This window comes from Bacillus sp. z50 (assembly GCF_058313585.1).
Window position 1 is genome coordinate 149,376 of sequence record NZ_JBZFQL010000004.1, and the last position, 18,599, is coordinate 167,974.

Here is an 18,599-nt window from a genome sequence, read left to right on the forward strand (position 1 = left end):
AAAAAAGCGTTAATCCTTTTGAATCAACGCAACATTTGGTTCATTATACATATTCAAAGTCAAAGCACCAGTAATGTAAAATATCTCTTTTTATTTACCGTTTTTACCCCGTAAATTCAGTAAGGTAAATAAAACTATTTAGAACTCCATCCACCATCAATGATTAATTCTTCACCAGTAACAAATTTGGATTCATCAGAGGCTAAATATAAATAACCGTTAGCAATATCAATCGCTTCACCTGCGAATGGTGGTAATGGTATTGTACCTTCAAATGCTTTCCCCAATACTTCTCGGGATGTCACACCATGACGCTCGGCAGCACCTGTTAAAATGGCTCCTGGATAAATAGAATTTACTCGGATATTATCTTTAGCAAAGTTGATAGCTGCATGTTTTGATAGGGCACGGACACCATCTTTTGCTGCAGCATACGCAGCTGCACCATTGTCAGCGCTTCCAATAATCGCTGCTAAAGATACACAATTGACGATTGATCCACCGCTATTTTCCTGCATATAAGGAATAACGGATTGCATTCCTAGGAACACGGAGGTTAAATTTAAGTTAATAGTACGATTCCATCCATCTAATGTTTCTTCCAAAAGTGTTTTATGAAACGATACACCGGCATTATTAATTAAAATATCAATTTTACCAAATGCCTCTTTTGTTTGTTCCATTACAGTTTTCCAATCTTCATCAGAAGTGACATCTAAACGAGCACATAGTATATCGCCTTCTATTACAGCAGTTACTTCTTCTAACTTATCAAATGCGATATCTGTTGCTACAACCTTTGCGCCTTCACTTATGAATAATTGAACTGCAGCTAACCCCATACCTGACGCAGCACCCGTGATAATTGCTACTTTATTATCTAAACGTCCCATCAAAATCCCTCCATTCGATTAAATGTGATTTTTTATCACACTTAAAACTTAACAATCCATCCATTTAAGGTCAATCATTTTATCTTTAATTTCAAACAATTCATTGCTAAAATAGTAACAGATTGGACGTGAATGTATGGAAGACCTCTTACAATTAAGCTACTTAGGTAAAACGAACTTCATCGTTGCCATTAAGTCCTTAGCAATACTTGCAAACGAAAAAAAGCTTGTAACTAGCAGCACTTTAACTGAAAAACTAAATGTTGAATCGAGCTTTATTAGGAAGGTATTAGCTAAATTAATGCAGGAAAAAATGGTTGAAGGTTTTGAAGGGCGCTACGGTGGTTATAAGCTGGTTGTTAATCCCGAAAAGACAACTCTTTATGATGTGTATGTTGCCATTGTGAAAGACGCACATCCGACTAAAATGGATAAAGAAATCGATGAAATGGACAAAAATATTTTAGATATTCTACTAGAAGCACAACATAAAATAAAAGATGTCTTGAGCCAATATTCTATTAATGATCTTGCAAATAGTTCTTTAAAAAAGAATCTTTTTTGATTTTACCTTTATATTTTACAATAAAACACCTCTACACTATCAAATTGAGGCCGTTTAGTATTGCCATATCTTTTAATCAAAAAAAGCATGCTTCTTGATACAGAAACATGCTTTTTACTATTATTCTACATCTAAAATTAAGGACTCAATATCTACATCATTTTCGATCATATTATTCTCTTTCATGAATTTCACTGTTTTTTCCATACTCTCGATATCTGATGGTTTGATTTCCATATTGAAGTCATACATTTCATACATTTCTTTTACACCATCTAGAGGTAGTTCGGTTTCCTTTGCTGTAATTTCCATGACTTCCTCATAATTTTCATCGATATATTGCAGTGTCTCTTCTTGTACTTGTAAAAATTTCTTTACTAAGCCAGGATTCTTCGAGTAGAAATCTTCACTAGTTGCAACTACAATTGTTCCATCGACCAGCCCTTCACCATTTGTAACCACCTGGTACCCATCTTGAATCATATTATATGCGGTAGGGCCAGCTAGTAACGCAAAGTCGACTTCCTCTGCTACTAACGCTGCTTGTGCAGAAGGTATATCCATTTGAACAAATTCAATATCCTTTTCTGTTAAGCCTTCAGTTGCTAAATAATTGATAAGCAGTTCATGTAAAATTGTTCCCTTTGGACCAGCAACTTTTTTCCCTGCTAGATCTTCAGGTGATTTAATATCTTTCAGGTTTGTAAATAACATGAAAGCCTCAGGAGAACGGCTATACATGCTCATAATTTTGATATCCGCTCCATTCGATGCAGATAAAATGACAGATGTGGCACCGACTGCATTCAGGAATTGGATATCACCTGAAGCCAAAGCCTGAGTTTGTTCAGGGCCGGTTGTTAAATTGGAATAGCCGAATTCAATCCCTTCTTCCGCAAAAGAATTGGCCAACAATCCTTTTTCCTTTTCTACAATAGAAGGAATATTTAAAGGAGATTGCACATAAGTTGTCTGCACCTTATCAACAGTATACGTGTTCTCCTCGTTATTTTTTGTACTGTTCTTATCAGAATCGGTATCTTTTCCACAAGCAACGATAACTGATATGCTCAGTAAAGCAAGTAAAGATAATAACCATTTTTTCATTTTATGTCCCACTCTCACGCTAGTTTTTCTATGATGTTTTTCTTTATTTCTATTAGAGAAGGCGATAATACATCTCTTGGATATTCATATTGCTCTAAGTTAAATTGAGCATGAATCCTTCCTTCATTAACTACAAAGATATTTTGTCCTATTGCTATGGCTTCTTCGATACTATGGGTAACAAAGATTATACTTTTCTTTTTTAGTTGGTTAATTCTTATTAATTCTTTCTGCATTGCCTCACGTGTGAAATAATCGAGTGCAGCAAATGGTTCATCCATTAAGATAATGGATGGGTCATAGGCTAATGCTCTTGCTAATGCGACTCTTTGTTGCATGCCTCCGGATAATTGGTGTGGATAGGCTTTTTCAAACTTTTTTAATCCTATCAAATTCATTAACTCTTCTATTTCCACATCATTAATCTTTTGTTTTTCTAAACCGAATGTAATGTTCTTAGATACGGGTAACCATGGCATCAAACGGGGTTCTTGAAATACAAAGCTAATTTTTTCATTGCTATTAATGGACACTTCTCCTGCATCGCATTGCTCCAGATTGGCTAATATGCGCAGGAGTGTCGTCTTCCCACATCCGCTTTTTCCGAGAATGACACTGATGCTATTCTGAGGGAATTCGACATTAACATTTTTTAAAACATCATGCTTTTTTCCATCTACCATAAAACTTTTATAAAGTTGATTTATTTTAATCCCAGCTATTGTCTATACCTCCAATACGAGTGAATTTCTTGCTAAAGAACGAGAAAATTTTATCGCAGATGACTCCCAGGAGGCCGATCACCAGAATTCCCACAATCACTTTATCAGAGCGAGACATCGTCTGCGCATCCAATATGAAGTACCCCAAACCGCTTGCAGCGGCAATCATTTCAGCACCAATAATAGCTCTCCAGCTATATCCCAGGCCAACCTTCATTCCTAAAAGAATATCTGGGACAGCAGACGGAAGAATTATTTTCAGAAAACGTTGCCTTGGATTTAATCCTAAAACTTTTCCGACCTCCAAAAGCTTATAATCACAAGAACCAAAGCCCTTTTTTATATTTAAAAACATTGGAAAAAAGGAAGCTAAAATGATTATGATTGTTTTGGATTCTTCTCCGATACCAACCCATAAAATTAGCAAGGGAATCAGGCTAAGTGGAGGTACATTTCTGAAGAACTCCACAATATGATTGTAATAAGGAGAAAGGGCAGGCTTTAAACCAGCAATGATGCCTAGAAAAAAGGCGAATACAAAGGCAATCGAAAAGCCGACTAGTACTCTATATAAACTTGCAAAGATATGAATAAATAATTCTCCGTTTTGTACCATTGATACAAAGGTATTCCATACTTGCATTGGACTAGGCAGAATATAGGCACTCCAAACTTCGAAATAGCTGCATAAATACCATGCGATTAAAATACAAGCAATCGGTATCAATCTTTTTATAAGATTATTCATTTGTTATCCTAACTCCATCTCCATTATGGCAGCCACCTTGGCAATATAACATTTCTATTAATTGTTTTTCTTGCTTAGGAGTACTCTGGAAAAAGCAATCAATATCATCCTTCGATGCAAGGCTGACTACATTAGGGATATTATCAAAAAAGCCTGGTGGAATCGGACTGTTTTCAGTTGGTTTACCATTAAGCTTGATTTGGTGATCTCTGCAAAATTCAGTCCATGTTTGAAATATCGTATTTTTCAATGCCAAGCTAGTTCCTAGGTCTTTTAAATCTGTACAAGGAGTGATGATATATAGTTCTGCATCATCATCTTTATATCTATTAGCCAGTTCTTCAGCACAATGAATTAAGATTGGTTGGATAGTAGCGTACTCCTGGCCAATTTGATCATAATGAGTTTTTACATAGGAAATTGCTTTAGGACATCTATTATCACAAAGGAGCTGATTACATCCTTCGTATCGCTCTTTGTATTTATTTTTCACAGTCATCAAGTGATTTTCCTCACAAGTAACAACCTGAAAATCTAAGCATTCTAAGGTAGAATATAATTCTTCCTGTTCATACATTTTTAAAACAACAGGATTTAGCCAAATATATTTTTTCACTTCCTTCTCCTTTCTAATTAGAAGTGATAAAGATTAACAAAATTATTTCTGAATAATATTATCATAAATGATAATGGTTATCAATGAAGTTCATATTCATTTATATCATTGCCAAAGAAAGTAAAATCTGTTAAACCTTAAAATATCTACTGTCCTTACAGTTAGCTTTAATTTATCATCACCAAATTTAAAATAGATATATAAATTAAGGACATAACCTATTAGGATAATAGATTATGTCCTTTGTTATTTCTAGAAAGACTTCATTTGTTTAAATACTTTTATCCATAAAAACTTATTATTTCGCTAATAGAGAATCTGTCCCATTAGCCTCCATAATTACTACTCAGTAGCAGTCTTGGTCTTCAACTTTTAACTGCTTCAACCATTTTCTAACTCGTTATATTGTTGTGCTGAACTAGATGGGACAAATACGATTGGATATTTTCCGCGTAATTGTTTCTTCACTTCCTGGAACAGCCGCAATCCTTTTTCATTGTGCCATTCCTCTAGCTTTACTCCATTTTCCTTTAATAGGTCGGTTTCTAACTCAATCCAATTGCCATATTCCGATATCCATTCCAATAGTTCTTCCTGTAATTTATCTGATATAGGGAAATTATCTATCTCCAAATTTACTCCACAATCATTACACCAAATTGGGTCACTCATAAAATCAGCTTCAAATTTATATGAAGTATGGTTGCAATTTCTATTTTGTTTCCAAATCATTAGTTAATCCCCATTTCAACTTTATAAATGAAGCTTGCAAATATACAATACTATGATTATATCTGTTATATACATATTATTACAAAACATCCCCTTTTTGCTGCATAAAAAATAGAGCTGTTCACAGCTCTGGATAGTATTGTAATATCCCGTTTTTTAAATTTGTATGAATTAAATGATCTTCTGTTTCCTACTTAGTTTAAAAAATCCTTTTTATATTGAACAGCTAGAAATATTCCTGAAGCAATGAATGCAAGAGAATATTTAAATAAGAAGAAAATTTGCCACATATATTCTTTCGGGAAAATTACGTCACATAAAATTACTACGCTTAACATAATGAAGGTACTTTTTAAGTGTATTTGATTTGTTCTTTCGTCAGCCTTACCTATTTTTCTATAAAATACGTACAACAGAATTACTCCGACTATAAGCAATAAAATACCGATGCCAATAAGCATATTCCAATTACCAGTTGATGCTTCCGCCCAAGTTTTTAATGGATAAAAAGTTGTATTTGATATTTCCTCACTTTTCATTTTGATCGCACCCTTTCACATAAGTAAAAATATGGTTAATATCTACGTTAAAGAACTCAGCAATTCGAAAAGCTAAAACAAGGGAAGGAGAGTAATTATTCTTCTCCATCACATATATGGTTTGTTTGGATACTCCCACAGCGTCAGCCAGCTCTTTTTGGGACAATCTTTTTAAAACTCGATGCTCATATACTTTATTTTCAACGTAATCCTCCATTTTTTCTTTCAAGGTCAACACCTTCCTTTTTTTACCATAAATATATAATAAACTACACTTTTATAAAAGTAAAGTAAACTTATACAAAGGATAAATATTATTATGCAAATTAAAAAGGGTTAGAATCCTATCATCGATTCTCACCCTTTTTATATTTATAAAAAAACAGCCTAGAGATGTTCTTTCAACAATCAGGTTTATTACCCTTTAAACGAATAAGATGGACTTCCCTTTACATCCATTTTGATCCTGAAAAGTCCTCCTGATAATGGGTAATTCTTAAGTTGTTCTTCACTAAGTCCCGATTTTGCTGTAGTTATATATAATTCATTTAAATCTTTCCCTCCGAAAGTACAAGATGTAACATTTAGTGCTGGGACCTCTATGGAGCCTATCTGTTCACCTGTTTTAGGGTTCCACCTAGATACTTTTGAACCACCCCAATGGGCAATCCACAACATTCCTTCTTCATCTATAGTCATACCATCAGGCATTCCTTCTTCTTCTTTGAAACTGATAATTTCCACGGGATTTTCAATATCACCCGTAACAAGATTAAAATTAAAACAACTAACCTTTTTAGATAGAGTATCTATGTGATACATAAATTTATTATCAGGTGACCATGCCATGCCATTGGATAAGCCAATCTTACTCAGCTTCTTCTCTACTTTTCTATTTGTATCTAAGCAATAAAGGGAACCTTGTTCTTTAATATAAGATTTGTCCATTGTACCTGCCCAAAAGCGTCCATAAGCATCACATTTTCCATCATTAAACCGATTATTAATCAAGTGACTCTCCGGTTCATTTATCAGGGTTACTTTTTCCGTGGAGTAATTCAAAAAATAAAAACCATTTTCTAATGCCACTACTGCTTCGTCTATATTTCGAGGTACTATTGCCCCAATATATTGTTCTAACTGAATTCCGTGGTTTTCATTTGTATTTGGATTAAAGATGTATATCTTTTTTTCTAAAATATCAATCCAATATAACAATTGTCTTTGCCTATCCCAGCATGGACCTTCTCCCAGTGTCGCTTTTACATCTAGAACCAATTCTAAAACTCCTACCAAGCCAAACACCTCGTTTAGTATTATTTTCTCTATGTCCTTTATTCTATAACGATAAGAAGTAATCCTTCTTTCGCTAAACTGGCTCATTTTACTAACTAGAAATTGGCACGGCAATAAAAATAGGCACGGATTTCATTCATTTAAAGATGAAATCTGTGCCTATTTTGGGTATCTCCTTCAGAGCTTGAAATTGAATGAATGAAATACTTCTCCAATAATTCCTTTCAGCTGGCGGACACCTATATCTGTGTTTGTCATGATGATTAATCCTGTTTCTTTATAATTCTTTAAAAGGTAAAAGTTGCTTGGACTTTCTGTAAGTAAATCAAAAGAAATGATAACCCCGCAAGGTTGTAAAGATTCTCCTTAATGTTCAGATCAGTAAGCACTCATACACCCCAGAGTTTTTTACAACTGTTTAGATAAAGTATCAAACTCAGTTGCTCTTTTCCTCTTTTCAATAATAATGGTTGCCCCAAGTAACGTAAGAGCAAAAATTACTAAAACGACCGGAAATAGATTCATTGTATAATTCTGAAACAGGATTCCTACTAACGGAGGTAAAATGGTTACCCCAACAGAGCCAAAAGCTACTTGAAGCCCAATAATTGCACTTGCACTCCTTTTCCCAAACCTTCTTGGAGTTTCATGTATCATGGTTGGAAAAATTGCCGCACATCCAAGACCAATTAATATGAATCCACCGTACAAAACGCTGCCTGTTCCAAAAGCAACCGTAATAATTCCTATGAGTAGTGCAATTTCGCTAAACAGTAACAATTTCTGATTAGATAGCCAAAACGTAATAAAACCAGAAATAAACCTTCCCATGGTTAAACTTGCAAAGAATACTGATATTATGAAACTAGCAGTAGCTACTGATAATGACTTCATTTCTATTAAATAACTACTTCCCCACAAAAATATTGTACCTTCTAAACCAACATAAAATACAAAAGATAATAGCGCAAAAACAACTCCCTTTTCTTTCAAAACCGAGCCATTGGACACGGGACTCTCTTCAGACTTTTCGGATCCCTTTTGTTGATTTGTCTTCCAGAGAGGAATAGATAGGAAGAGAATAATAGCTAATACAATTTGAATACCGCCAATAATAAAATAACCGTTTCTCCAGGAAAATTGATTATTTAAAACGACACCCATAATAACTGGGCCGAGAGTTGCTCCTACTCCCCAAAAAGCATGTAACCAATTCATATGATGTGCTTTGAAGTTAGCAGCCACGTAGTCATTTACAGAGGTGTCAATAGCGCCAGCTCCAAAACCTAAAGGTAATGCACAGACAATTAATAATAAGAAATTTTGTGTAAACGCAAACCCTATCAATCCAATCACAGTAAGCAATACACTACCTAGAACTAGTCTTCCCGTTCCGATTTTTTTATTAATTCGCATAGTCGACAAGCTAGAAATAACCGTACAAATTGCAATAGTCATTGAGATTAAGCCTGCCGCACTATGTGCTACATTAAATTCTCCCACCATCTCAGGCCAAGCTATCCCTAAAAGGGGATCGGGTAACCCTAAACTAATATAAGTGGCATAGATGATAAATATAAAAATTATCTTCCGCAAAAAGCAGTCCTCCATTATTCGCTTATGTATAAAGTTTTAGCACAGTGAGCGCCTGATTTAGTCTGGTATCAATATAGCGTGTCTCACCATTGTTCTCTATCTTTAATCAGAACCTGATAGTAGTTAACTACATATCGTTAAAATAATATATCTTCATTTATTAACCTATGCACTAAATTCATGTTGAATCAACAATACACATTGTTCATCTTTTTAATAATCACAGGAATTTCAGATAAATCATCCACAATAAAATCTGCATCGGCTTCAGACCAAAAAAGAAAATTAGCAATAGTACACAAAAACATCTTTTCCATTTAATAGTAGTTCTTTTTCTATTCGCATACCAATCTTTTGAGCAACTTTTTGAGAGGCAGTGTTGTCTTTTTGAATAAGGGCAATCATTTTTTCAAGCTTCAGCTTATTCTTCCCATATTCCATTACCCCTCTGGCTGCTTCAGTTGCAAATCCCCTACCCCAATATTCCTGTGAAATCCAGTAACCAATTTCAATCTCTTTTTTTCCATCTATCAATTGGGGTACCAATCCTGCATGACCTATTCTGTTGTTGCTTTCTTTTTCTAAAATGAGCTTCAATCCATAATTAGGATTAATGGCATATGTATCAATAATCCAATTCAAAAATTTTTGAATTCCTTCTTGATCTCTTATTTGTCCGTTTCCTATATATCGCACAATATTAGGATTCGTTAAAAGTGATTCAAGAAAATCTAAATCATGATTATTATATGGTCTCAGCAATAAACGGTCTGATAGTGTTTCCATCATAAACTCCTCTTCAATTGTAACTTATGGGAACATTGCGGTTCCTTTTCGTTCATTTCAAAAAAATTATCAATCTCTCTTAGATTCATACCAAGCAAGTTTAACAAATACTTTCATTTCTAAATTCACATTGAAATCGTTCCACACCCGGATATTTTTCTCCTAAACTTGTTATCATGAAGCCATATTTACGATAAAAATCCACCCCATCCTTATCCGTTTCAGCAGAGATAAGACAGAATTGATTGGACAGGAAATTTATCATTTTGCTGCCAATCCCTTTTTCTCTTTGTTCCGGAAATACAGCAATATGTGAAATGACACATTCTTTTGGACTAATCATTTCAAATCCTATGCACCCAACATATTTCCCATTGCATTCTAAACCAAATAATTTTCGATTTGGAGATTTTAAATATTTATTGTATTCCTCGTCAATCCTAAATTCTGATGTCGCATAGGAAAGAAGATTCCGTATTAATGGATGGATTTTTTCGGTATTAATTTCTTTCATATCATTATCCTTCAAATGTGTGATGATTAAATAATTCTTCAATTACACGCAATATCCTTCTTGTATTAACCTGGACCATTAGATATATAAATCACATAAAAATCCTTCCTGCAAACAAACAAAAAGACACTAACTCAACACACTCCTAAGTGTTGAATTAGTGTCTCTAGCCATCTATTTGAACCTATATTAACCTCAAGCAACAAAATTGAATCATTCAGCCTTAAACTTCATATTATTACTATTTGTTTACATACTGTAGAAAGTATGAAGTAACATAATTTCCCAAATAATATATAATTAAATTATGGAGGTGAATATAATCAGAAAATATATTATTTTTATAGGTACCTTTTTAATCATTGGAATTATTAACTTTGCATTAACCTCATCGCTTGATGCTTCTTTCTTTGATTACAGTGTGTTTGTTGGCTTCTTTTCTACAATAATTATTTATTTTTTTACTTCAACTGGCGGCTACACAAGTCGCAGTCTTGATGTTCAAATTCAAGGCAGTACTGGCCTACGACCAGAAGGAACTCAAAGTAAGTTTAATCCTTCCTATGTTTTCTTTGGCTCTCTTGCATACTTTTTAACCTCACTTATTGTAACGATTTTCATTTATTTATAATTCTATTGTATATTTGTATCTCTTTACCTAATACAATCTATTCTTAGCGTTTATGAGATTCATATACACCGTTGTCTTGAGGAGAATATAAATATGAGTTTTCTTGACACTATGGATCCTTTTTTATTGCAGCTAGTTATTGTCCCAACCATTGTGATTGGATTAGGCGTATTAGTCTCAGCCATAACCAATAAAATTTTTATTGGCCCGCTAGTGACTTTAATAGCCAACCTGATCTTTGAAGTTTGGCATTCTAAATACTATTATCAATATCCTGATATTTCATTTTCAAAATGGAACATCATATTTCCTAGTATTTCCTTGTTTCTATCAGCAATTATTGTAGCTTATATTAGAACCAAAAATTAAAGATCCTATCAAATCCATTATTAATAAGAGAAATCTTTTGTCCAAATAAAAAGCATTAATCCATATGGACTAATGCTCTCTAAGAAAATCAAATTTTCCCACTATTACCTTCAGTCAATTGTTAATTAAATTTCTCTTTATTAAAGCTGCGATTTGTTTATCATTTTGATCCGGATTGTTTTCCAAATGTTTAATAATTAACTCTTGTCTCTCCACAGGATGATTTTGACTCAGCTTAGCCTGTGCCTCTATTTTAGAAATCTTAATCTTAAAGGCAACAAGCTCTCTGATCATACCTTCAACCGTACTGGAATCTAAGTCTAGATAATGGTATGAGCTATCTGCCTTTTCATACTTATTAACCAGGCTATTTAAGGTATGATGGATGACATTCTTTTCACTCACAATCTCCATTTTTCCATATACATGAATAGATACATAATCCCAAGTAGGTACTGCCTTAGTCGTTTTATAATAAGTAGGAGAAATATAACAATGAGGGCCATGGAAAACAGCAAGGACCTGCTGGTTTCCTACTTCTTCCCACTGTTTGTTTGCACGTGCCATATGGCCATATAAGGCAAATTGATCTTTATCTAATATTAGGGGTAAATGCGTAGCATATGGTTCGCCGTTATGCTGTGAAAAAAGAGTAGCGAAGCTGTATTCTTCAATAAAATCATAAATGGTTTCCTCGTCATCGATAGTAAAGCACTCAGGCATGAACATTGTGATATTCCTCCTTAAGTTCGTCTAAGAAAAGAACAAAGAAGAGTTAAAAAGATATGATTCAAAATATGTAAAAATATTAAAATTCAAAAGCTGAATCTTTTGCCGTCAATATCATATCCGTACTTATAGTGTTGAAATAGGAATCAATCAATTGCTTCAATTCATTCATGGCTTGATTAGCACGTTCAGCTTGTTCTTTGTTAATGGATTCAATGAATAGGACAGCATCCGTTGTGTCATCAGTTAGCATCGTTCTTTGAGCTTCTCTCCAGTTTAAGCATCTGCAAATAGCTCCGTCCTGATCATAATAGATGATTTCCTCCGGTAAAGCAGGGGAATCTTGATCAGCACCAAGTGGCAAGAATGGTTCTCCTCCTTTTGCTTTCCCAAGACGTAAGTCCCCAGTGATACAATTTAAATCTTCTCCGCCACAGGGAACAGCATATTTTAGAGAAACACTATTATAGATGTCCACCAAAGGATTAATTGGTGTAAACTCTCTACCTTGATTGGCTCTCTTTAGCAATGCTTCAATCGATGAACGAGTACCCTTTTTCGTTTTAAATTTGCCAAATGCTTTACGCCATTCATCAACAACTTGATTTTGGCTAAATGTATCTTCTGTCAGAAACTGAGTAGCCTCCTTAGCCGCTCTGTTAAGTAGTTCAGAGAAATCATCATGGTTTTCTTCCGAACCTCGATTATTAATATTTCTAACAATTAACATATTAATTTGAGCATCCGGGAAAACATCCCAAAATTCAGTATCGACAATAAATTTCACCATCACACAACACTCCACTTCATCGTTTTTAATCATGAAAGGATCTATAAATAGTTATATCAATGATTTACTCATGATAAAGTCGACTTGTTCTTCATCACCCATATAGAAGGAGTGAGATCCTATTTGAACAAATCCTCTTTTTTTATAAAAATTAAGAGCAATCTCATTCTTTTCCCAAACGCCCAGCCACATAAGCTTCTTCTTTTGTCCAATGGCTATTTCCTCTGCCTTATCCATCAGATAGTTGCCCAATCCGCTTCTTTTAAATTTTGACTTTATATAAATCCGCTCAATTTCTAGTGCCTCATCAGCTATTCTTTCAGTTTGAGCATCATTGAAATTGACCTTTAAATAGCCTGCGAGTTCTTCACAGAAATAGATGAAATAAAATTCAGAGGAAGCATTGGATAATTCCGTCTCTAACTGTTCGCGATTAAATGCCCTTTCTAAATAGGCCTTTAAATTTTCAGGCGAATTCTGATCCTTAAATGTATCAGTGAATGTCTGAATACTAATTTCTTGGAGGATCTGTATATCTTCATGATTGCACTTTTGTATATTTACATTCATTTTATGGATGTCTCCTTTATGTAATCAATACGTTCTCTTATTTCCTTTTTTCACAAATTCCCAATCTACTTCAATATTTTTTCTAACTCTTTGAAGGAGATCAAAAATAATATCTATCTCTGTTTCAGATAATCCAGCTAATGCTACTTTATTAGAATAATCATTCTCTCGTTTTATAAATGGGTAAACCTTTGCCCCTTTTTCCGTTGGAAAGAGCTTTTTTATTTTTTTGTTTTGATGATCAGCTTTCTTTTCAATAAAACCATTCAGTTCAAGTTTTTTTATAGCTCGTGCAGCCGTGGTTCGATCCACTTTTATCATCTCAGCTAACTTCTCTTGAATGATACCAGGATTCTCACAAATGCGGACCAGGTACAAATATTGCCCTTTAGTAAGGTCATATTCCTTAAATTCTATATTACTAATCGAATCTAAAGCCCTGGCAATCATGCCTATTTCCCGTAGAATTTCCTTCATAAATACATCTCCATTACTTTAAGCACTTAAATTATGCTATTACTTTTATTATAGTATATTTTGTTGTATATGCAACAAAATGCATGATAAAAAGACTGCAATTGATGTACGCCCTAAAAGTTAGAGTCAAAAGTCAACTTTTGGGTTCACCTTCAATTTAGCAGCCTTTTCATTACATCTTATTTTGTTAGATAGTCTGTTACCACATCACAGAATTCATCTGCAGCTTCATAATGAGGTGTATGCCCGCTATATTTCACCGTATATATTTCACCTTGTTTAACCTCGGTTATATACGTTTGAACTTGAATCGGGCAGGTCACAGCATCATGCTCTCCTAAAATTAAGAGACAGGGGATATTGATTTTTTTCAACAAAGGAAAAACTGACTCAAATATCTTTCCTTCATCTCTTAAGCGGTCGAAATGGATTGCTGATTTATTATAGAAGTTACCCCACTGACCATCTGAATATACGCCTGTATCAGTTGGATTATTAAAATTATGAGTATAGATTTCCATCCTATTTTCTTCTAGAAATTCACCAATCTCCATATATCCCTCTACCAGTTCTCGTGGTGAAAGAGTGGCGTCATTATAAAGTTTTATACACTTTAATTCATTCTCGACCATCTTATATTTTTCAAATAAACTAGCCGTTTTTTTAAGAAGCGCTTTAGCTGTTAGTCCAAAATCAAATGTTGGTCCTTCAAAAATCACTTTTTCTATGGAGTTAGGATACCGTGATGCATAAAGTACTGCCAGGTAACCTCCAAAAGAATGACCTATTATAGACCACTTCTTTATTCCAAGGAATTGCCGAATTCCCTCACAATCGTCAACCAAATCATCAAGACTAAATGCTTCTCCATTACTTATGCCTTCAGACCTGCATACCCCTCTTTGATCAAATGCTATTAGTTTAAATTTATCTCCTAAACGAGTCTTTTGGTGATAGGTAAAATAGAAGCAGCCTTCTCCGGGGCCTCCGTGTAAATATAAAATCGCTTTATCACATTTTTTATGGCTAATTTCCACATATATCTTTTTCCCTTTAATATCAATTAATTGTCCATTCTCCATTTAGTTATCCTCCTTATATTTAATGATTGGATTGTCCACTTCCTATATAGGAGGAGCTCTTGCGGAGAAGCATAGAATACAGTGTTAATGAAACGGCATATTACAGTACCTCACAATTTACCTCCAATCAAGTTTTTAAAAATCCTTTTATTTAAAGAGAAATAGCTAAGCTATTCTATTGAGACGAAACTATCCTAATTCAATTAGAATTTTTAAGAACCTCATTTAATTGTAAAGGTGAGATAGTGCCTTGATGAAAATATAATTGCCATCTGCCACCAATCAATTTCCATATTGAACTTCGATAGGTGTTACGATTTCGAGTTTTATCAACAATGAAATAAGTAGATAAAACAACATCTGGCGCTAACGGATAAATAGTATAGTTATAGAGTGACATCTCAGTTAAAACCACTCCATCTTCCAGGCAGGCTTTTTTATCAAACATAAACCCTGAACTGCCAATCTCAAAGAAATCGTCTGCCAGTATTTTATCCAGCTTGTCACGACTTTTACGAACTTCAAATCCAATATGGCTTTCCTCTAATTCCTTTAATTGTTCCTTTAATTTCACATCCATTTAATCAGTCCCTTTACTAACGCTTATTATTTTAATCCGCTTATTTTATAGCCCTTTATCTACTAATTGTGTTTTTACTATCTAATATTTATTTTCAAATTAGGTGTAGCATTCTCATTTCTGGTGAGGTATCTTAACATTTTGCGCTTGAAATTGAATATTTTTCTGTATTTCTTCAAATGTTAGACAATGGAGGTGAGAGTAAATGAAGAATAATCAAGATCAATCTAAATTCCGGGTACGAAATCAGGAAACGACATCAAAAAACGGTGATACTCCTTTAAAGCATATACCTACTGTAAATGACCGCCATGGTTCAAATATCAAGTCACAAGACGAACAATCAGATTATATTTTCTAAATGAAAGGAGCAATTGGATGACTAACTCTAGCAAGGATTCTATTCAAATAAAAATGGAGCAAATTTTATCTCATACCTGCGGCTCCTTTGAAAATTGTACAGAAACCAATATCCAGACTTTTTTAACCCAATGCTATGAAGAAAATATTGATCCCCAATATTGCTTAAGCTGGATCGCAGAGCATAATGCAAAAATCCCTAATTGGGCTAATGTATCAAAAATCTCGCAGGAATGGATTAATGGACATACCTCTACTGGCTCTACGTTTTTTAATAATGAGGGAGATGTACTTCGGTAAAAGCAAAGCTGTCCATAGGGCAGCTTTTTATTACTTACCTTCACTTCTATTTGATGGTAAAAGTTTTTTCAAAATCGCTAAATTTTCTTCAAGAAATGCAGCGTTTTTTTCCATTCCACGCTTCTTACACCACCCAATGCTATTGAAGGCATCTGTAAATCGATAAAAGGGCAATACAATATCTAAATCAATTAAAGGTCGGATACTTTTATAGCCCTCTTTATATGCCTGGTAGAGGGTATGATCGCAGCTTAAAATATCACGATAAATTTTAGTGAAATCGATTTCTGTTGAACCAAATCGTACGGATTCAAAATCGATGATTCCTGAGACTTGATTGTCGTCCACTATAATATTGGCGGGGCGAAAATCCATATGTACTAAGCTTGGTCCGTCTGGGGCAGGGAGTTGCCGTTTCATGATTTCAAACTTTTCTATAGCCTGTTCATATAAATGTTCATCCAATACATCTCTTACATCCACAGCAAAACTATAGAATTTTGATTCAAGAAAGTCGGACCAATTCGGGAATTCATTTTGTATGGCAATCAACTCGTTCGTTATCGGCAGCTGAATAGAATGCATTGAAGCATGTATAACTCCAACATGATATACTGCTTTGGGTGAAGCCACAGGTGTTAAAGGTTGTCCTTTTAATTCGGAAAGCAAAAAAGCACTAGGGCACTCCTCATCTCCAAACCAACAATCTAGCATATCAGGAATCGCAATTCTTCCTTTTAAAATCTCATAAGCTTCCAATTCCCGCTGAAACTTTAACTTTGTATAAGGAATTTTAATAAAAACCGTCGCTCCCCTAAGCAACTCACATTTATAGACGTTTGAACTAAAGGAATCTTCAACTTCATTCATTGATATTACCTGCAATCCAAAATGTTCAATGATACGTTTTATAATAAAAATCTCCTCCTCATCGAACTTACTCTATCTGAAAGCTCAAAGACAACGCTCTTTACGATACTCGTTTCTCAATATAAAACAACAAAATTTAACATATGTATTCCATCTTTAAAAACTCGAAAGTGCTGCCATTTGTATCTTGCATAAAAATCTCAACATCTTTAAATCCAACTTTTCTATATACATTAATTGCTCTTTGATTAAATGTAGCAACTGATAAGGTGATTTTTTGAGGGTTCGCTTCAAATTTAATAAACTCCATACCTTCCTTTAAAAATTCTAATCCCATCCCTTTTCCAGTTAAATCAGGCCTCATCCCTAAACCGATATCAACCGTGTTATCGTCAATTCTGTGAATACTCAAGAAAGCTATTAATTCTTCATCTTTTGATACAGCGAACATAGAGTTACCTCGTTTATCAACATCTAAAAATTCCTCTAAATCATCTTTATCCGCTTCCAAATCATAAAAAGAATATTCACTATCATAATGCCAGGTGAAAGCAATTGTTTCTGCTTGTTCTTGTGCCATACTATATATTTCAAATGACATTCTATCTTTCACTCCTCATTATTTTTATTCACCTTAGCTGTAAAAAAGAAAGCAAGATAACTTGCCCTCTTGAAAGAATTTACACCTGTTTTTCCTTTTGAAAAGTAACTATTACAACACCAGCAATAATTAAAATGGCACCTACAAAGAAATTAATGCCCAACTTTTCATTTAGTATGAGCCACCCTAAGAAAGAACCAACCAGTGGCTGAAAAAAGAAAAATAATGAGCCGATTCCTGCATCCATCATTTCTAATCCTTTGTTCCAAAGGAAAAACGCTCCCGCAGTTGAAACTACCCCCAGATAGATAACCCCCATGATAACTAAAGCACTATCATAGTCAGCAGCATTTGATTGAAGTTCCCATATCATTACAGGTGTTGTAAACACAAGCGCAAACATGACCGCATAGGTAGTGATTGTTAATGACGTAAAACGCGCAGAGGCAATTTTTACATAGACGGATAATAAAGCCCAGGTAATGGCAGCTCCCACTAATATCATGCTACCTAAAAAATAATCTCCAGCCTTTGTATCCCATCCAATAACAATGGTGACTCCGATTGATGCGAGTATGACCGAGATAACTTTTCTGCCCGTTAGCTTTTCCTTCAGAATAAGCGTTGCAAAAACAACCATAAAAGCTGGTGTAGCTGATGTTATTAAAGATCCCGTATGGGCATCGGATAATTTAGTACCAATGAATTGAAAAGCAATTGATACAAAGTAACCTATAAACCCAATCCACCCCAGCAGCAGCCAATCTTTCATCTGTATCGTTTCACGAGTTTTACTTTTGACTTGAATGGTCTTTAAAATAGCGTACAAAACAACAAATGCAACTACATACCTTAGCCATACTAGCGTCAATGGCGGAATAAAATTCAAAACATATTTGCTCACTACGTACATACCGCCCCACAAACTGGCGGCCAAGGATAAACAAACAGCTCCGAGTAAACTTTGTTTCATTTTGAAAATACCTCCGTCTACAAAAATAGGATTATTAAAAATCATCTTCAGCTAAGACGAGGTATGACTTTTTTGACTGTTCATTCCTCAACTTATGAATGAACAGCTGGTTGGTCATTTTCTAATAGATTTAATTACAATCTCATTACCGAT

The 18,599-nt window shown here is 34.3% G+C and carries 26 protein-coding genes; 5 read left to right on the plus strand and 21 right to left on the minus strand.

Features of this window, described 5'->3' with window-relative positions:
* Window positions 1–134: 134 nt before the first annotated feature.
* Window positions 135–893: an SDR family NAD(P)-dependent oxidoreductase gene (locus AC4G3N_RS13330; RefSeq protein WP_491090331.1), complete on the minus strand. Its 759-nt coding sequence runs from the start codon at window positions 891–893 to the stop codon at window positions 135–137.
* A gap of 136 nt (window positions 894–1,029) precedes the next feature.
* On the opposite strand from AC4G3N_RS13330, the gene AC4G3N_RS13335 reads away from it, so the two are divergent.
* The gene (locus AC4G3N_RS13335; protein WP_066101725.1) at window positions 1,030–1,458 is read left to right on the plus strand and encodes an RrF2 family transcriptional regulator; all 429 of its coding nucleotides are present in this window, start codon (window positions 1,030–1,032) and stop codon (window positions 1,456–1,458) included.
* 120 nt (window positions 1,459–1,578) lie between these two features.
* On the opposite strand, the gene AC4G3N_RS13340 is transcribed toward AC4G3N_RS13335, so the two are convergent.
* From AC4G3N_RS13340 to AC4G3N_RS13390, 11 genes are all read right to left on the minus strand, one after another.
* Window positions 1,579–2,565 (minus strand): ABC transporter substrate-binding protein, encoded by a 987-nt coding sequence (locus tag AC4G3N_RS13340; protein WP_139891476.1) that lies wholly within the window; start codon window positions 2,563–2,565, stop codon window positions 1,579–1,581.
* A gap of 14 nt (window positions 2,566–2,579) precedes the next feature.
* Window positions 2,580–3,248, minus strand: a complete 669-nt coding sequence (locus AC4G3N_RS13345) for an ABC transporter ATP-binding protein (RefSeq protein ID WP_187393492.1) — start codon at window positions 3,246–3,248, stop codon at window positions 2,580–2,582.
* A gap of 25 nt (window positions 3,249–3,273) precedes the next feature.
* A complete protein-coding gene (locus AC4G3N_RS13350) occupies window positions 3,274–4,035 on the minus strand; it encodes an ABC transporter permease (RefSeq protein WP_066101732.1) in 762 nt (253 codons plus the stop codon).
* On the minus strand, window positions 4,028–4,651 hold the full coding sequence (locus tag AC4G3N_RS13355; protein WP_491090332.1) for a hypothetical protein: 624 nt from the start codon (window positions 4,649–4,651) through the stop codon (window positions 4,028–4,030). Before AC4G3N_RS13355 ends, AC4G3N_RS13350 begins: the two co-directional genes overlap by 8 nt.
* Window positions 4,652–5,032: 381 nt before the next feature.
* Entirely contained in the window at window positions 5,033–5,383 is a 351-nt protein-coding gene (locus AC4G3N_RS13360; RefSeq protein ID WP_066101738.1) for an immunity protein CdiI family protein, read from the minus strand.
* Window positions 5,384–5,577: 194 nt separating this feature from the next.
* Window positions 5,578–5,922 carry a DUF2178 domain-containing protein gene (locus tag AC4G3N_RS13365; RefSeq protein WP_066101743.1) on the minus strand — a complete coding sequence of 115 codons (345 nt, stop codon included), beginning with the start codon at window positions 5,920–5,922 and terminating at the stop codon, window positions 5,578–5,580.
* Window positions 5,912–6,151: a helix-turn-helix transcriptional regulator gene (locus AC4G3N_RS13370; RefSeq protein ID WP_077247964.1), complete on the minus strand. Its 240-nt coding sequence runs from the start codon at window positions 6,149–6,151 to the stop codon at window positions 5,912–5,914. The genes AC4G3N_RS13365 and AC4G3N_RS13370 overlap by 11 nt, the downstream gene beginning before the upstream one ends.
* 188 nt (window positions 6,152–6,339) lie before the next feature.
* On the minus strand, window positions 6,340–7,218 hold the full coding sequence (locus AC4G3N_RS13375; protein ID WP_139891480.1) for an SMP-30/gluconolactonase/LRE family protein: 879 nt from the start codon (window positions 7,216–7,218) through the stop codon (window positions 6,340–6,342).
* Window positions 7,219–7,626: 408 nt separating this feature from the next.
* Window positions 7,627–8,814, minus strand: a complete 1,188-nt coding sequence (locus AC4G3N_RS13380; RefSeq protein WP_225983657.1) for an MFS transporter — start codon at window positions 8,812–8,814, stop codon at window positions 7,627–7,629.
* Between the two features lie 285 nt (window positions 8,815–9,099).
* Entirely contained in the window at window positions 9,100–9,603 is a 504-nt protein-coding gene (locus AC4G3N_RS13385; protein ID WP_066101750.1) for a GNAT family N-acetyltransferase, read from the minus strand.
* Between the two features lie 97 nt (window positions 9,604–9,700).
* Window positions 9,701–10,156: a GNAT family N-acetyltransferase gene (locus AC4G3N_RS13390; protein WP_306821539.1), complete on the minus strand. Its 456-nt coding sequence runs from the start codon at window positions 10,154–10,156 to the stop codon at window positions 9,701–9,703.
* Between the two features lie 271 nt (window positions 10,157–10,427).
* Between AC4G3N_RS13390 and AC4G3N_RS13395 the strand changes: the two genes are divergently transcribed.
* Both AC4G3N_RS13395 and AC4G3N_RS13400 read left to right on the plus strand, forming a co-directional pair.
* The gene (locus AC4G3N_RS13395; RefSeq protein WP_139063794.1) at window positions 10,428–10,745 is read left to right on the plus strand and encodes a hypothetical protein; all 318 of its coding nucleotides are present in this window, start codon (window positions 10,428–10,430) and stop codon (window positions 10,743–10,745) included.
* A gap of 93 nt (window positions 10,746–10,838) precedes the next feature.
* A complete protein-coding gene (locus AC4G3N_RS13400; protein WP_139891482.1) occupies window positions 10,839–11,114 on the plus strand; it encodes a DUF2651 family protein in 276 nt (91 codons plus the stop codon).
* A gap of 114 nt (window positions 11,115–11,228) precedes the next feature.
* Here AC4G3N_RS13400 and AC4G3N_RS13405 read toward each other — a convergent pair whose 3' ends face one another.
* The 6 genes from AC4G3N_RS13405 to AC4G3N_RS13430 form a co-directional block, all read right to left on the minus strand.
* Complete coding sequence (locus AC4G3N_RS13405; protein ID WP_491090333.1) at window positions 11,229–11,843, minus strand: FMN-binding negative transcriptional regulator; 615 nt, start codon at window positions 11,841–11,843, stop codon at window positions 11,229–11,231.
* A 79-nt stretch (window positions 11,844–11,922) separates the two neighbouring features.
* The gene (locus AC4G3N_RS13410) at window positions 11,923–12,633 is read right to left on the minus strand and encodes a B3/B4 domain-containing protein (RefSeq protein WP_490558832.1); all 711 of its coding nucleotides are present in this window, start codon (window positions 12,631–12,633) and stop codon (window positions 11,923–11,925) included.
* A 51-nt stretch (window positions 12,634–12,684) separates the two neighbouring features.
* Window positions 12,685–13,203 (minus strand): spermidine/spermine N(1)-acetyltransferase, encoded by a 519-nt coding sequence (gene paiA / locus AC4G3N_RS13415; RefSeq protein WP_490558833.1) that lies wholly within the window; start codon window positions 13,201–13,203, stop codon window positions 12,685–12,687.
* Window positions 13,204–13,227: 24 nt separating this feature from the next.
* Window positions 13,228–13,680: a MarR family winged helix-turn-helix transcriptional regulator gene (locus tag AC4G3N_RS13420; RefSeq protein WP_066101766.1), complete on the minus strand. Its 453-nt coding sequence runs from the start codon at window positions 13,678–13,680 to the stop codon at window positions 13,228–13,230.
* Between the two features lie 179 nt (window positions 13,681–13,859).
* Window positions 13,860–14,762, minus strand: a complete 903-nt coding sequence (locus AC4G3N_RS13425; protein WP_139891485.1) for an alpha/beta fold hydrolase — start codon at window positions 14,760–14,762, stop codon at window positions 13,860–13,862.
* A gap of 199 nt (window positions 14,763–14,961) precedes the next feature.
* Entirely contained in the window at window positions 14,962–15,342 is a 381-nt protein-coding gene (locus AC4G3N_RS13430; RefSeq protein WP_066101778.1) for a nuclear transport factor 2 family protein, read from the minus strand.
* 205 nt (window positions 15,343–15,547) lie between these two features.
* Here AC4G3N_RS13430 and AC4G3N_RS13435 point away from each other — a divergent pair, with 205 nt between their 5' ends.
* Both AC4G3N_RS13435 and AC4G3N_RS13440 read left to right on the plus strand, forming a co-directional pair.
* Window positions 15,548–15,703, plus strand: coding sequence for a hypothetical protein (locus tag AC4G3N_RS13435; RefSeq protein WP_175354227.1), 156 nt, complete (start codon window positions 15,548–15,550; stop codon window positions 15,701–15,703).
* A 17-nt stretch (window positions 15,704–15,720) separates the two neighbouring features.
* Window positions 15,721–16,002, plus strand: coding sequence for a hypothetical protein (locus AC4G3N_RS13440; RefSeq protein ID WP_066101781.1), 282 nt, complete (start codon window positions 15,721–15,723; stop codon window positions 16,000–16,002).
* Between the two features lie 30 nt (window positions 16,003–16,032).
* On the opposite strand, the gene AC4G3N_RS13445 is transcribed toward AC4G3N_RS13440, so the two are convergent.
* The 3 genes from AC4G3N_RS13445 to AC4G3N_RS13455 all read right to left on the minus strand — a co-directional run bounded on the left by AC4G3N_RS13445 (window position 16,033) and on the right by AC4G3N_RS13455 (window position 18,446).
* Entirely contained in the window at window positions 16,033–16,872 is an 840-nt protein-coding gene (locus AC4G3N_RS13445) for a phosphotransferase family protein (RefSeq protein WP_175354228.1), read from the minus strand.
* A gap of 136 nt (window positions 16,873–17,008) precedes the next feature.
* Window positions 17,009–17,473, minus strand: coding sequence for a GNAT family N-acetyltransferase (locus AC4G3N_RS13450; RefSeq protein ID WP_066101788.1), 465 nt, complete (start codon window positions 17,471–17,473; stop codon window positions 17,009–17,011).
* A 79-nt stretch (window positions 17,474–17,552) separates the two neighbouring features.
* Window positions 17,553–18,446, minus strand: coding sequence for a DMT family transporter (locus AC4G3N_RS13455; protein ID WP_491090334.1), 894 nt, complete (start codon window positions 18,444–18,446; stop codon window positions 17,553–17,555).
* Between the last annotated feature and the right edge of the window lie 153 nt (window positions 18,447–18,599).